The following is a 14,311-nucleotide window of genomic DNA, read 5'->3' as shown; positions in this document are numbered from 1 at the left end:
GTTTATTGGTAAAGGCTGATTCAGCGGATTATTTAAATACGCGGAAACGCTCTTCAAAGGAAATATAGGTTTTCTCACCGGCTGGTTGCTCGACTGAGCCAAATGGCATTTGAGCACGCAGTTTCCAACTGGCTGGCAGATTCCACTGTGATTTAACATCATCGTCAATCAGCGGATTGTAGTGCTGGAGCGAAGCGCCAATTTTTTCCTGCGCCAGCGTAGACCACACGGCAAACTGAGCAATACCGGTTGAATGTTCAGACCAGACCGGGAAGTTATCGGCATAAAGCGCGAATTTTTCCTGTAGCGCTTCAATCACGGCGGTGTCTTCAAAAAACAGGACGGTACCTGCGCCAGCGGCAAAGGAAGCCAGTTTATTTTCTGTCGGGGCAAAAGCGTCTGCCGGTACAATTTTCTTCAGCTGCTGCTTAACAATATCCCACAGTTTGTGATGCTGCTCGCCGAACAGAATCACAACGCGTGAGCTTTGTGAATTAAAAGAGGAGGGGCTTTCATTAACGGCTTCGGTAATGAGGGCGGTAACCTGATCTTCTGATATCGGTAACTTATTGCCGATGGCATAGATTGAACGACGGGCCTTGATTGACTGCAAAAAAGCATTACTCATGGTGTGTTCCTCAGTTTACGTAATGATTCGCCTTGATAATGTGTCACTGATTTTCGCCGTATTCAATGGCTTATCGTGCCGGATGCCAATCTTTCCTTTGTCAGTCCGCTTCGCCGCAGACGTCGCAGTGCGGGTTTTTCGGCAGCCTCATTTCGCGAAATTGCAGCGTCATCGCATCGAACATCAGCAGTCGACCTGTCGCTAGCCTGCCGTAACCGGTTAGCAGCTTAATGGCTTCCATCGCCTGCAAACTGCCGATGGTGCCCACCAGCGGCGACATCACGCCTGCCTCGACGCAGGTCAGCGCATTGGCACCGAACAGACGGCTGAGACAATGATAGCAAGGTTCCTCGGGCTGATAGGTAAAGACGCTGATTTGGCCTTCCATCCGAATTGCCGCCCCGGAGATCAGCGGCTTCCTGAGCTGAAAGCCAATGCGGTTTAGGCGGTTGCGAATAGCAACGTTGTCGGTACAGTCCAGCACGGCATCGTGTTTGCTGACCAGTTCGCTCAACGCCTCGTCATCGAGATCGCCATCAACCGTATCGAGTGAAAGGTGGGGATTCATATCGGATAACGTCAGACGCGCAGATTCGACCTTCGCCATGCCGATACGATCATCACGGTGCAGAACCTGACGTTGCAGGTTAGACAGAGAAACGGTGTCAAAATCCAGCAGTGTTAAATGGCCGACGCCCGCCGCGGCCAGATACTGCGCGGCGGCACAGCCTAGCCCACCCAGTCCGACAATCAGCAGGCGTGATGCCTTCAGCTTTTCCTGTCCGTCGAAATCAAAGCCGCGCAGCACAATCTGTCGGTTGTAGCGCAGCATCTCTTCATCACTCAGCTCCGGCAACATGCTCAGTGCCCCAGCAGCGCGTTGAAGGGCTCGATTTCAACCCACTCGCCAGCGGCGACGTGACCGCGATCTTGTTCCAGTACGATGAAGCAGTTACCGAGGCTGAACGAACTGAAAACGTGTGACCCCTGATGCCCGGTGGTTCTGACTTCCAGCTCGCCCTGCGCGTTGCGACTGAAAACACCGCGCTGGAAATCGGTGCGCCCCGGCGTCTTTTTCAGTGCGCTGGTGGTTTTGACGCGAACCCGTGGCGGTAAGCGCCATTGCATATAGCCAGACAGGCGAGCCAGCAGTGGCTGAACCAGTTGATAGAACGTCAGCGCAGCAGAAACCGGATTCCCCGGCAGGCCGCAGAACCAGGCATGTTGCAGCTTGCCAAAAGCGAAGGGCTTACCGGGTTTGATCGCCAGCTTCCAGAAGTGGATATCGCCCAGTTCATCCAGCATTTGTTTGGTGTAATCCGCTTCGCCAACGGAAACGCCGCCGCTGCTAATCACCAGATCGGCAAGCTGGTCAGCCTCATGGAACGCGGTACGTAGCGCTACCGGATCGTCGCGGATAATCCCCAGATCGTGAACCTCGCAACCGAGCTGCTCCAGCATCAAACGGACGGCGAAACGGTTGGTGTCATAAATCTGGCCGTCTGCCAGCGGTTCGCCGACGGGTTGCAGCTCATCACCGGTTGAAAACACCGCGACTTTCAGACGGCGCACCACGCCAATCTGTGCAATCCCCAGTGAGGCCAACAGCGGCAGCTCCGCCACGCCAAGCTTGCAGCCCGCAGGCAGCACGCTGGCACTTGCCTGAATGTCTTCTCCCGCTAGACGAATATTCTGGCCGGGTTTTACCTCATGTGGAAAGCGGATGCCGTCCTCGCTGACGTCAGCCTGTTCCTGCATGATGACGGCATCGGCTCCTGCGGGAATCGGCGCGCCGGTCATAATGCGAATGCAGGTTCCAGCAGGCCATTCGCCGGTGAAGGGCGCACCCGCAAAGGCTTTGCCGGCCAGCGGCAGCGTTGCTGAAGCGGACAAATCGGCGCAGCGTACGGCATAGCCATCCATCGCGGAATTAGCGAAAGGTGGGACGTTAATCGGGGAGGCGATGGCATGGGCGGTAATCCGTCCTGCGGCGTCGAACAGGGATACGCGCTCTGTCTCGGTGAGGGAAGGGACCTGAGAAAACATGTTTTCCAGAGCTTGTTCAAGAGTCAGTAAACCTGCGTTAACGCTTTCCATCTTCACTCCACAGTGTGTTTCATCAATACGACTGATTTCATTAATATGATTTATTTCATCAGTAAGAATCGTGTTCCGGCAACGCGTCATTCATGGGCGAAAACTCGTTTCCTATGCCAGTATTAATTATGTCAGAGTTCGTAACGTGGGTGAATGTACGCAGGTCAAGGAATAGGTTTTTGGCGCATGACTCGTCAGGCATCAAACGACAGAGACGGGGGGCGAAAGCGTCACTTTTTTCCCACAAGTCGAACCATTTCGGGCAAAAGTGGGCGGATTTGCAGGACATATTGTCCCTGATGGCGTGTCTTTATGACAATTAACTTAATGTTATAAAAAGAAATTTTTCACCGTGCCGATTTCAGTTTCCGCTTTACATCATACCTTGCGCTAAATATAGTCGAAAATCGCTGATAATTTGTCCCTGACCGCGTTGCGCTGATTCCAGCCGCATTTATATGGAGATTCGCCGTTCATGTCGCCCACACAGGATCATTATGCCTCGCTGTCTTCCCCGGTTCCGGGGCTGATTTTGCCTGAAAAACGGGTGGTGGAGGTGCGCAACCTGAGCGTCTATTTTGAGCAGCAGGGACAGCGGACAGATGCGGTGCGTAATTTGACGTTCTCTGTCGATCGGGGCGAGACGCTGGCTATCGTCGGAGAATCGGGATCGGGTAAGTCGGTAACGTCGCTGGCGCTGATGCGGCTGGTTGAACATGCGGGCGGCGTGATTCATCAGGGCGATATGCTATTTCGCCGTCGCGATGGGCAGGTGCTGGATATCCGCGGTGCCCGTCAGCGTGCGATGCGCGCATTGCGTGGGGCGGATCTGGCGATGATTTTCCAGGAGCCGATGACGTCGCTGAATCCGGTTTTTCCCGTCGGCGAACAGATTGCCGAGTCGATTCGTTTACATCAGGGGATGGACAGACGCGCCGCGCGAGCAGAAACCTTGCGCATGCTGGATCTGGTCAGAATACCGGAAGCGCGCAACGTGCTGGATCGCTATCCTCACCAGCTGTCTGGCGGTATGCGCCAGCGGGTGATGATTGCGATGGCGCTCTCCTGCAAGCCGTCGCTGCTGATTGCCGATGAACCGACGACCGCGCTGGATGTCACCATTCAGGCGCAAATTCTGCAGCTTATTCGTGTGTTACAGCGTGAAATGGAAATGGCCGTGATTTTCATCACCCATGACATGGGCGTGGTGGCGGAAATGGCCGAGCGTGTACTGGTTATGCACCGTGGGGAAAGCGTCGAAGCGGGGAGCGTTGGGCAGATCTTTACTGCACCGCAGCATCCGTATACTCAGGGGCTGTTGGCGGCGGTTCCGGCGCTAGGATCTATGCGCGGCCAACCGTTCCCGGAAAAATTTCCGCTGCTGGATCAACACTCGGGGCGTATTGCGGACAACGTACCGCAGGATACCGTTCCCGCGCAGTCAGAACCGATCTTACAAGTTAGCAATCTGGTGACGCGTTTTCCCATTCGCAGTGGTTTATTGAACCGCGTGACCCGACAAGTGCATGCGGTGGAAAACGTCAGCTTCGATCTCTGGCCGGGGGAAACGCTTTCGCTGGTCGGCGAATCGGGATGCGGAAAATCCACCACCAGCCGTGCGTTGCTCCAGCTAGTTGAAAGCCAGAAGGGCGAAATTACCTTTAATGGTCAGCGAATCCACCAGCTGAAAGGGGCTGCGTTACAGCACCTGCGGCGTGATATTCAGCTGATTTTTCAGGATCCGTATGCGTCGCTGGATCCCCGTCTGACGGTCGGTTTCTCGATTATGGAACCATTACTGGTGCACAACATTTGCCGTCGGCAGGAAGCGGAAAAGCGCGTTGAGTGGCTGTTGTCGCGCGTAGGGCTGGAGCCAGAGCACGCCCGCCGCTATCCGCATGAATTTTCCGGTGGCCAGCGCCAGCGTGTTTGCATCGCCAGAGCGCTGGCGCTGAACCCTAAAGTCGTGATTGCGGATGAAGCGGTATCCGCGCTGGACGTGTCGATTCAGGCACAAATCATCAACCTGATGCTGGAACTGCAACGTGAATTCGGCATCGCGTTTTTGTTTATTTCACATGATATGGCGGTGGTTGAGCGTATTAGCCATCGCGTAGCGGTGATGTACATGGGACAAATTGTCGAGATTGGCTCGCGGCAAGATGTATTCGAGCGCCCTCGACACCCTTATACCCGCAAGCTGATGTCGGCAGTACCGGTTGCCGATCCTTCACGCCGTCAGCGTGAGCAGGTGCTGCTGGTTGATGAAATACCCAGCCCGATTCGGGCGCTTGGCGACGAGCCGATCACGGCGCCTTTGGTTCAGGTCGGTGAGCGGCACTTTGTTGCGCACCATCCGATAGCCGGCGCGTATTGACAGGGATTCACAAGGAGAACGTAGCATGAGCGTAATGACGATAAAGCGACGCTGGTTAGTGGCCGCGGGCGTAACCGCTGCTATGGCAGCTTCACCCGTTTGGGCAGCCAAAGATGCGGTTATCGCCGTGGGTTCCACGTTTACCAGCCTGGACCCGTATGATGCCAACGATTCGCTGTCGCAGACGGTGGCGAAGTCCTTCTATCAGGGGCTCTTTGGCTTCGATAAAGAGATGAAGCTGGTGAACGTCTTGGCGGACAGCTATGACGTGAGCCCCGATGGTCTGACGTATACCGTCAAGCTCCATCCGGGTGTCAAATTTCACGATGGAACGGCGTTCAACGCCGCCGCCGTGAAAGTGAATCTGGATCGCGCCAGTAACCCCGACAATCGCCTGAAGCGATATAACCTGTTCAAGATGATCGACAACACCGAGGCGGTTGACGATCTGACGGTGAAAATTACACTGAAGACGCCGTTCTCAGCGTTCGTTAACAATCTGGCGCATCCGGCGGCGGTGATGATCTCGCCGGCAGCGTTAAAGCAGTACGGCAAGGACATTGGTTTCCATCCGGTCGGCACCGGCCCGTACCGTTTTGTGGCCTGGAATCAGACCGATTTTGTCAAAGTCGAGAAATTCAACGGCTACTGGAAGGCCGGGCTGCCGAAGCTGGACAGCATTACCTGGCGTCCGGTGGTGGATAACAATACGCGTGCGGCGCTGCTGCAAACCGGTGAAGCGCAGTTTGCTTATCCGATACCGTTCGAGCAGGCCAAAGTGCTGGAGAAAAATGACAAGCTGGCACTGGTGGCGTCGCCGTCGATTCTGCACCGCTACATCAGTATGAATGTCACGCAGAAGCCGTTCGATAACCCGAAAGTGCGCGAGGCGTTGAACTACGCGATCAACAAAGAGGCGCTGATTAAAGTGGCGTTCTCCGGCTATGCGACACCAGCCGAAGGGCCACTGCCGAGCAGCATTGATTATTCAGTAAAATATCACCCGTGGCCTTACGATCCGGCCAAAGCGCGCGAGCTGCTGAAAGAAGCGGGTTACCCGGATGGCTTCACCACTACGCTCTGGTCATCGCATAACCACAGTACGGCGCAGAAAGTCTTGCAGTTCACGCAGCAACAGCTGGCACAGGTTGGCGTGAAAGTGCAGGTGACTGCGATGGATGCAGGACAGCGGGCGGCGGAAGTGGAAGGCAAGAGCGTGAAGGAAACGGGCGTTCGCCTGTTCTACACCGGCTGGTCGGCCTCGACGGGCGAAGCTGACTGGGCGCTGTCGCCGCTGTTTGCCACGGCTTCCTGGCCACCCGCGCAGTTCAACACGGCGTTTTACAGCAATCCGCAAGTCGATGCGGATCTGGCGAATGCGCTGAAAACGACGGATCGGACGGAAAAGCAGAAGCTGTACAAAGATGCACAGGACAAAATCTGGGCAGATGCGCCGTGGATTTTCCTGGCGACAGAGCGCCTGGTGTCGGCGAACAGCAAAAAACTGACCGGGTTCTACGTGATGCCGGATACCTTATTCAGTTTTGAGGATGCCGATTTAGCGGAGTAATCCGCTGCAAAAGAATGACCAGGGAGTCGGGCGGCCGTGAGGCTGCCCGCAGTGGTCAACACTCGTTCACTTATAGGGAGTCCGACGCATGTCTGTGGAAAACTGTTCATGCTGAATTATTTTATTAAACGACTACTGGGACTGATTCCCACGCTCCTGATTGTGATGGTGCTGGTGTTCCTGTTCGTTCATCTGTTACCCGGCGATCCGGCGCGTTTAGCTGCCGGGCGGGAAGCGGATGCTGCCGTTATTGAGATGGTCCGGCAGGATTTGGGGTTGGATAAACCGCTGCCGCACCAGTTCTGGCACTTCTTTACCAATATCCTGCAAGGGGACTTTGGCACATCGATAGTCTCGAAACGACCGGTTACCGAAGAGATTGCCATGCGCTTTATGCCGACGTTTTGGCTGACGGTGTGCAGCATGGTGTGGGCCGTAATTTTTGGCATGGCGATCGGTATCGTGTCCGCCGTGTGGCGCAACGGCTGGCCGGATAGAATCGGGATGACGCTGGCGGTCTCCGGTCTCTCTTTCCCTGCGTTTGCGCTCGGCATGCTGTTAATGCAGGTCTTTTCTGTTGAACTGGGATGGCTGCCGACGGTGGGGGCAGACACCTGGTTGCACTACATTTTGCCCTCTCTGACGCTGGGTGCAGCGGTGGCGGCGGTGATGGCGCGGTTTACCCGCGCATCGTTTGTTGATGTCTTGCAAGAAGATTATATGCGTACGGCGCGGGCAAAGGGCGTGCGCGAATCGCTGGTGGTGGTGAAACACGGGCTGCGCAATGCGCTGATTCCGGTGGTTACGATGATGGGGCTGCAATTTGGTTTCTTGCTCGGCGGTTCAATCGTCGTCGAGAAGGTCTTCAACTGGCCGGGGCTAGGGCGGCTGCTGGTGGATGCGGTGGAGATGCGCGACTATCCGGTGATTCAGGCAGAGGTATTGCTGTTCTCGCTGGAGTTTATTCTGATCAATCTGCTGGTGGATATGCTGTATGCCGCGATTAACCCAGCCATTCGTTATAAATAAGGAAAGGGAATGAGACACTGGCGACGTAACGCTATGCTGGCGACGCTCCCTGTCATTAGGGATAAATCGGTTCGTACGCCGTGGCGTGAATTCTGGCGGCGCTTTCTTCGGCAGCATGTCGCGGTCACCGCTGGCGTGTTTGTGCTACTGCTGGTTGCGATCGCGTTTCTGGCACCGTACCTGATGCCTTATGACGCCGAGAACTATTTCGATTATGAGCGCCTGAATGAAGGCCCGTCGGCGGCACACTGGCTGGGGGTGGATTCATTAGGACGTGATATTTTCAGTCGGATCCTGATGGGGACGCGTATCTCGCTGGCGGCGGGCATTTTCTCGGTGCTGGTCGGGATGATTATCGGCACGACACTCGGTCTGGTGGCGGGCTACTATGAAGGATGGGCGGACAGAATCATCATGCGCCTCTGCGATGTGCTGTTTGCCTTCCCCGGTATTTTGTTGGCGATTGCCGTTGTGGCGATTATGGGCAGTGGGATGGCGAATGTGATTGTCGCCGTCGCGATTTTCAGCATTCCGGCTTTCGCCCGTCTGGTGCGCGGCAATACGCTGGTGCTAAAGCAGCTTACCTACATCGAATCGGCCCGCAGCATCGGTGCCAGCGACCGGACGATCCTCTTTCGGCATATTCTGCCCGGTTCGGTGTCTTCCATCGTGGTGTTTTTCACGATGCGCATTGGGATGTCGATCATCACGGCAGCCAGCCTGTCATTTTTAGGACTGGGCGCACAGCCGCCGATGCCGGAGTGGGGAGCGATGCTGAACGAAGCGCGGTCGGATATGGTGATTGCCCCGCATGTCGCGATCTTCCCTAGTCTGGCGATCTTTCTGACGGTTCTGGCGTTTAATTTACTGGGTGACGGTTTGCGCGATGCGCTCGACCCGAAATTGAAAAGCTGAATAAATAGTAGTGATAAAAAAAGCGCGGCAAGTGCCGCGCTTTTTAGCAGTCAGACCGTTAGAACGAGGTACGTTTGTAGCTGCGGTACTGCGGTTGCCAGAAGTTGTGCTCAATCGCTTTCTGCAACGCATCCGAAGAGGTCACGACGGCTGCGCCCTGCAGCTGTGCGGCTTTACCGACTTCCAGTGCAATACGCTTGGACACCTGCTGGATATCGGACAGATCCGGCAGCAGCGCGCCTTCACCGTTATTTGCCAGCGGCGAGCAGTCAGCCAGCGCACGGCTCGCGGCCATCAACATGCCGTCAGTGATACGTTTGGCACCCGACGCCAGTACACCTAACCCGATACCTGGGAAAATGTAGGAGTTGTTGCACTGGGCGATAGGGAAAACTTTGCCCTGATAGTTAACCGGAGCGAACGGGCTGCCGGTTGCGACCAGCGCTGCGCCTTCTGTCCAGCGAATGATATCTTCTGGACGGGCTTCCACGCGGGATGTCGGGTTAGACAGCGGCATCACGATAGGACGCGCGCAGTGCTTGTGCATTTCACGGATGATTTCTTCCGTGAACAGACCCGGCTGGCCGGATACACCGATCAGGATGGTCGGCTTGGCATTGCGTACTACTTCCAGCAGTGAAATCGCGTCGCTGTTGCAATTCCAGTCAGCCAGCAGTTCACTTTTCTGCACCAGCTTGCTCTGGAAATCGAGCAGGTTCGGCAGCTTATCCGTCAGCAGACCGAAGCGGTCAACCATGAAGACGCGTGCGCGTGCTTCTTCTTCGCTCAGCCCTTCAGACTTCATCTGCGCGACGATTTGCTCAGCGATACCACAGCCTGCGGAGCCCGCACCCAGGAAGGTCACGGTCTGATCGCGTAGCTGAGTGCCTGCTGCACGGCTGGCGGCAATCAGGCTGCCAATTGCAACGGCGGCGGTGCCCTGAATGTCATCGTTAAAGCTACAGATCTCATCACGATAGCGGTTCAGCAGCGGTGTCGCATTTTTCTGTGCGAAGTCTTCAAACTGCAACAACACGTTCGGCCAGCGGCGTTTAACGGCCTGAATGAATTCGTCAACAAATTCATAGTATTCGTCGTCGGTGATACGCGGGTGGCGCCAGCCCATGTACAGCGGATCGTTCAGGCGCTGCGGGTTGTTGGTGCCGACATCCAGAACGACAGGCAGAGTGTAGGCCGGGCTGATACCGCCACACGCGGTGTACAGCGACAGCTTACCGATTGGAATCCCCATGCCGCCGATACCCTGGTCGCCCAGACCTAGAATACGCTCACCGTCGGTTACAACGATGACTTTTACATTCTGCTTGGTGGCGTTTTGCAGCATATCGTCGATATGCGCGCGGTTAGGGTAGGAGATAAACAGGCCGCGTGCGCGACGATAGATATCGGAAAAGTGTTCACAGGCTTCGCCAACGGTCGGGGTGTAGATGATCGGCATCATCTCACTGAGGTGACCGTCCAGCAGGCGGTAGAACAGCGTCTCGTTGGTGTCCTGAATGTTGCGCAGGTACACGTGTTTTTCAATATCGTGTTTGAATTCCTGATACTGACGCCAGGCGCGTTCTGCCTGTTCTTCGATAGTTTCGACGGCTTCAGGCAGCAGACCATGCAGGTTAAAGTTAGCGCGTTCTTCTTCGGTAAACGCGCTGCCTTTATTCAGCAGGGGAAATTCAAGCAAGATTGGGCCAGCGTAGGGAATATGGAGAGGACGTTTGCTTTCGTATTCTAATTCCATGACTTTTTACTCTCGGATAACAGAAAAAACTCAGGTGTTGTCGATAAAAACTGTTGCGGATCTTAAATTACCCAGAAAATATGTACAGGAATTGTTAATTTAAATAGTTACAGATGGCTTGCATCTTAGTCAAAATGCAGGCTTTATCGATTCACCTCTCGTTTCTCACACTTTCCTTTGCTGAAATCCTGTGCTGACCTCTGCCGTTATTCCTCAATAAAGTGATGTTCAATGTCGGTACAGCCCAATTCAGCCAGCATAATTTGCGAAATGGCCCAGTGGCTGACAACCGCATGACGACGCTCAACGACAGCCGCGTGTTTAATGGTGCACGGAGCGTCGCCAGCAAGATTCATCAGATTCAATGCAACTTGCAAAGGCGGCAGGCTCGGGTTGAATGCCGCATTTTCTGCGTAGCGTCCGGTATAAATGTTGCCACTTGAGGTTTCCAGCGCAATGCCGCTGATGGCTTTGCTATAGGGCGCGTGGCTACGGTTGGCGGCATCCAGCGCCCGACGTGCAAGCGAGTTCACATTCTGCAAGGTTGCGCCGTGGTTGATGTCATCCATCAGTAAGGTATCGATGTGCAGATCGACGGGGCCAAAGGAATCCGGCAGATAGTGGCTGAGCACGGCAGGCTGGCGACCCGGCAATTGAATGCGCAGCGACGCGGCATTACGCAATTCATTCATAAACTGACGACAGTGGCCGCACGGCGTGTAGTTCACGGTCACGGCTCGCAATCCACGCTCATTGCGCATCCAGGCGTGGCTGACGGCGCTTTGTTCGGCATGCACCGTTTGCTGCAACTGGACCGCGCTGAACTCCATGTTGGCACCAAAGTAGAAATTGCCACTGAGTCCTTGCGCAATCGCGCCAACCTGAAAATTCGAGATAGGCGCTTGTGCGCAGGCAGCGGCCAGAGGCAATAGCGCAAAGGCCAACGCGTCGGCGTCTAGCTGGCTGGCTTCGCAGACGGCATTCACGTCGTCTGCGGTAAGCATGGCGGCGAAATCGGGTTTATCGATCAAGGGACCGATCGCGGCTTGCAGACTGGCAGGTAATTGCTGGAAGGCGTTTTCAAATCGTGGATGCATATCGGCGTACTCTTTTTACCCGTCAATGACGTCATGTTAGGTAGCAGAGTAGCAATAAATTGTGATCAAAATCTCTTTGTTAAATGAAAGGAATGCAAATTAACTGCTAAATGCGAGATGTATCTCAATTTTATAGCGGGACGATGCGAGGCACGCACCGTCCCCCGCTAGATTCAGCCAGCGACGTGCAAGAGTAGAGGGAAGATGAGCGGCGCAATCAGCGACGTGATGATCCCGCAGATGACCAGCGCCAGCGAGCTGAATGCGCCTTCCTGATAATCAACCTCCGCACAGCGCGCTGTACCGAGGGCGTGTGAGGCAGTACCCATCGACAACCCGCGTGCGGCTTTGGTTTTGATACCCATGCGGTTGAACAGGCTGTGGCCTAAGACTGCGCCGAGAATACCGACAAAAATCACGCAGACGGCGCTGATAGCCGGAATCCCGCCAATCGAGCTGGCGACGGCCATCGCAATCGGCGTGGTGACGGATTTAGGCAGCACCGAGGCGGCGATTTCTGGCGATGCCCCCATCCACAGCGCCACCAACGTGCCGGAGATAATGGCGGTCAGGCTACCGATAAAGCACACGCTGATGATCGACTTCCAGCGCGCGCGAATTTGGTGCAGCTGTTCATAAAGCGGGAACGCCAGCGCGACCACCGCCGGTTGCAGCAAATCGTTAAGGACTTTACTGCCCTGAAAATAGTGCTCGTAGGGAATCTTCAATACCAGCAGCAGCGGAATAATAATCGCCATCGACACCAGCAGCGGGTTCAACAGGGAAATCCGGGTCAGCACGGCCAGTTTACGCGCGGCGAAAAAGACAATCAGAGTGAGGGGCAGCGACCACCACAAATAGCTGAACATTATTCATTATCCTTCGGCGGCGTACGATCGCCAGCCACGGCTCGTTCACGCTGCATTATCTGGGTACTGAAACCCACAACCAACATCACAATAAAGGTACTGATCAGGCAGGAAACGATGATAGGGCCAAACTGTTGGCTGACCAGATCGTAATAATTCATCACGCCGACGCCGATTGGGACGAACAACAGCGCCATGTGACGAATAAGCAGGTGGCAACCTGGTTTTACCCACTGCGCGGGCAGAATTTGCGAGGCGAGAAGGATGAACAAGACCAGCATGCCGATGATACTGCCGGGGATAGTGAACGGAAGTAACGCGGATACCGCATTGCCTGCCAGCAGGCAGAGATAAATCAATGCGAAAGCGCGTAAATACTGCCAGCACACGATGAACGTATTACGCATGGGAAATTCCTGATTAGCTGAGGGGATTATCATAACGCTAATGGAATTTACGTGCTACAGCGCACATTGCTAACGTTATACAGCAACACATGGCAAGGGATAAGGGGTGAATGGCCTGAGGGCGACAGCAAACGTGCCGCACCCAAGCCTTTATTGAGCCAAATGCTTTATTGATCCAAATAGTCGTTAATCAAATAGCCGTTCGTCACGAATCGCGGCACAGACCGCATCGGTCAGCTTACGCAGTTCATCAGGCTGAATGATAAACGGCGGCATCAGATAAATGAGTCGGCCAAAGGGGCGAATCCACACGCCGTGCTCGACGAAGAAACGCTGTAGCCGCGCCATATTAACCGGACGCTGTGTTTCCACTACGCCGATAGCGCCCAGTACGCGAACGTTCGCCACCAGCGACGAATCTGTGCAGGGTTGCAGCGCTTCTCGCAGCTGCCGCTCAATCTGTTTGACCTGCTGCTGCCAGCGGTTCTCCGCCAGCAGGGATAAACTGGCATTGGCTGCCGCGCAGGCGAGTGGATTGCCCATAAATGTGGGGCCGTGCATAAAACAGCCTGCCGCGCCGTTGCTGATGGTTTCCGCAACTGTCCGAGTGGTCAGCGTGGCGGAGAGCGTCATATAACCGCCGGTAAGCGCTTTCCCCAGACACATAATATCGGGTGAAATCCCCGCATGTTCGCAGGCAAACAGTTTGCCGGTGCGGCCAAATCCGGTCGCGATCTCATCGGCAATCAGCAAGATCCCCCATTGATCGCACAGTTCCCGAACCCGACGCAGATAGGCCGGATGATAAAAGCGCATGCCGCCCGCGCCTTGCACGATGGGTTCCAGAATCACGGCTGCGATCTCATGGGCGTGCGCTGACAGCATCGACTGGAGCGGCATGATATCCGCTTCCTGCCAGTCGTCGGTAAAACCGCCTTCGTTGATCGCGGCGCATGGCGGCGCATCGATAAACAGGTGAGTCGGCAGATAGCCCTGATACAAGCTGTGCATCGAATTTTGCGGATCGCACACGGACATCGCACCGAAGGTGTCGCCGTGATAGCCATGACGCAGAGTGAGAAAGCGCTGACGGATTTCACCGCGTGCCTGCCAATATTGCAGCGCCATTTTCATTGCCACTTCGACGGCTACCGAGCCTGAATCCGCCAGAAACACGCATTCCAGCGCATCCGGCGTGATGTCCACCAGTTGGCGGCACAGCGCCACCGCCGCCGGATGGGTGATCCCGCCAAACATCACGTGCGACATCTGACTGAGCTGAGTCTGTACTGCCTGATTGATCGTCGGATGGTTGTAACCGTGGATCGCCGCCCACCACGATGACATACCGTCAATCAGGCGACGTCCGTCATCCAACTGAAGCTCGACGCCGCTGGCTGATACGACCGGGTAGCAAGGCAGCGGTTCGGTCATTGAGGTGTAGGGATGCCAAATGTGGCGCTGGTCAAAAGCAATGTCTTCTGGGCTCATGATGATCTTTCGTAAACCAAAATAGATTCTATTTGGTTGACAGTATATCGGGTTAATTTACACTGGCGAAACGTT

Annotated in this window: 12 protein-coding genes; 4 read left to right on the top strand and 8 right to left on the bottom strand. The window is 55.2% G+C overall.

Annotated features, from left to right (window positions below; translation table 11 throughout):
* Window positions 1-28 precede the first annotated feature (28 nt).
* The 3 genes from ACIPUG_RS04670 to moeA all read right to left on the bottom strand — a co-directional run bounded on the left by ACIPUG_RS04670 (window position 29) and on the right by moeA (window position 2,725).
* Window positions 29-628 carry a nitroreductase family protein gene (locus ACIPUG_RS04670; protein WP_014914893.1) on the bottom strand — a complete coding sequence of 200 codons (600 nt, stop codon included), beginning with the start codon at window positions 626-628 and terminating at the stop codon, window positions 29-31.
* Window positions 629-728: 100 nt separating this feature from the next.
* Window positions 729-1,487 (bottom strand): molybdopterin-synthase adenylyltransferase MoeB, encoded by a 759-nt coding sequence (moeB, locus tag ACIPUG_RS04665; RefSeq protein WP_400337488.1) that lies wholly within the window; start codon window positions 1,485-1,487, stop codon window positions 729-731.
* A gap of 2 nt (window positions 1,488-1,489) precedes the next feature.
* A complete protein-coding gene (gene moeA / locus ACIPUG_RS04660) occupies window positions 1,490-2,725 on the bottom strand; it encodes a molybdopterin molybdotransferase MoeA (RefSeq protein ID WP_400337486.1) in 1,236 nt (411 codons plus the stop codon).
* Window positions 2,726-3,200: 475 nt separating this feature from the next.
* Here moeA and ACIPUG_RS04655 point away from each other — a divergent pair, with 475 nt between their 5' ends.
* The 4 genes from ACIPUG_RS04655 to gsiD all read left to right on the top strand — a co-directional run bounded on the left by ACIPUG_RS04655 (window position 3,201) and on the right by gsiD (window position 8,616).
* Complete coding sequence (locus ACIPUG_RS04655) at window positions 3,201-5,102, top strand: dipeptide ABC transporter ATP-binding protein (RefSeq protein WP_400337484.1); 1,902 nt, start codon at window positions 3,201-3,203, stop codon at window positions 5,100-5,102.
* A gap of 25 nt (window positions 5,103-5,127) precedes the next feature.
* On the top strand, window positions 5,128-6,672 hold the full coding sequence (gene gsiB, locus ACIPUG_RS04650) for a glutathione ABC transporter substrate-binding protein GsiB (RefSeq protein WP_400337482.1): 1,545 nt from the start codon (window positions 5,128-5,130) through the stop codon (window positions 6,670-6,672).
* A 108-nt stretch (window positions 6,673-6,780) separates the two neighbouring features.
* The gene (gene gsiC, locus ACIPUG_RS04645) at window positions 6,781-7,701 is read left to right on the top strand and encodes a glutathione ABC transporter permease GsiC (protein ID WP_010280879.1); all 921 of its coding nucleotides are present in this window, start codon (window positions 6,781-6,783) and stop codon (window positions 7,699-7,701) included.
* A 9-nt stretch (window positions 7,702-7,710) separates the two neighbouring features.
* Window positions 7,711-8,616 carry a glutathione ABC transporter permease GsiD gene (gsiD, locus tag ACIPUG_RS04640; RefSeq protein WP_400337480.1) on the top strand — a complete coding sequence of 302 codons (906 nt, stop codon included), beginning with the start codon at window positions 7,711-7,713 and terminating at the stop codon, window positions 8,614-8,616.
* A 58-nt stretch (window positions 8,617-8,674) separates the two neighbouring features.
* Here gsiD and ACIPUG_RS04635 read toward each other — a convergent pair whose 3' ends face one another.
* The 5 genes from ACIPUG_RS04635 to bioA all read right to left on the bottom strand — a co-directional run bounded on the left by ACIPUG_RS04635 (window position 8,675) and on the right by bioA (window position 14,236).
* Window positions 8,675-10,372 (bottom strand): NAD-dependent malic enzyme, encoded by a 1,698-nt coding sequence (locus tag ACIPUG_RS04635; protein ID WP_400337478.1) that lies wholly within the window; start codon window positions 10,370-10,372, stop codon window positions 8,675-8,677.
* 206 nt (window positions 10,373-10,578) lie between these two features.
* Window positions 10,579-11,469: a cytidine deaminase gene (gene cdd, locus ACIPUG_RS04630; RefSeq protein ID WP_400337476.1), complete on the bottom strand. Its 891-nt coding sequence runs from the start codon at window positions 11,467-11,469 to the stop codon at window positions 10,579-10,581.
* Window positions 11,470-11,642: 173 nt separating this feature from the next.
* Window positions 11,643-12,338 (bottom strand): CidB/LrgB family autolysis modulator, encoded by a 696-nt coding sequence (locus tag ACIPUG_RS04625; protein ID WP_180774746.1) that lies wholly within the window; start codon window positions 12,336-12,338, stop codon window positions 11,643-11,645.
* Window positions 12,338-12,745 carry a CidA/LrgA family protein gene (locus tag ACIPUG_RS04620; protein WP_400337474.1) on the bottom strand — a complete coding sequence of 136 codons (408 nt, stop codon included), beginning with the start codon at window positions 12,743-12,745 and terminating at the stop codon, window positions 12,338-12,340. Before ACIPUG_RS04620 ends, ACIPUG_RS04625 begins: the two co-directional genes overlap by 1 nt.
* A 186-nt stretch (window positions 12,746-12,931) precedes the next feature.
* Complete coding sequence (gene bioA, locus ACIPUG_RS04615) at window positions 12,932-14,236, bottom strand: adenosylmethionine--8-amino-7-oxononanoate transaminase (RefSeq protein ID WP_180774745.1); 1,305 nt, start codon at window positions 14,234-14,236, stop codon at window positions 12,932-12,934.
* Window positions 14,237-14,311 lie beyond the last annotated feature (75 nt).

Origin of the sequence: Pectobacterium sp. CHL-2024 (assembly GCF_044751765.1) — a bacterium.
Classification (GTDB): Bacteria; Pseudomonadota; Gammaproteobacteria; order Enterobacterales; family Enterobacteriaceae; genus Pectobacterium; species Pectobacterium brasiliense.
The sequence above is the reverse complement of the archived record's forward strand: the minus strand, read 5'-3'. Positions and strand labels throughout refer to the sequence as shown.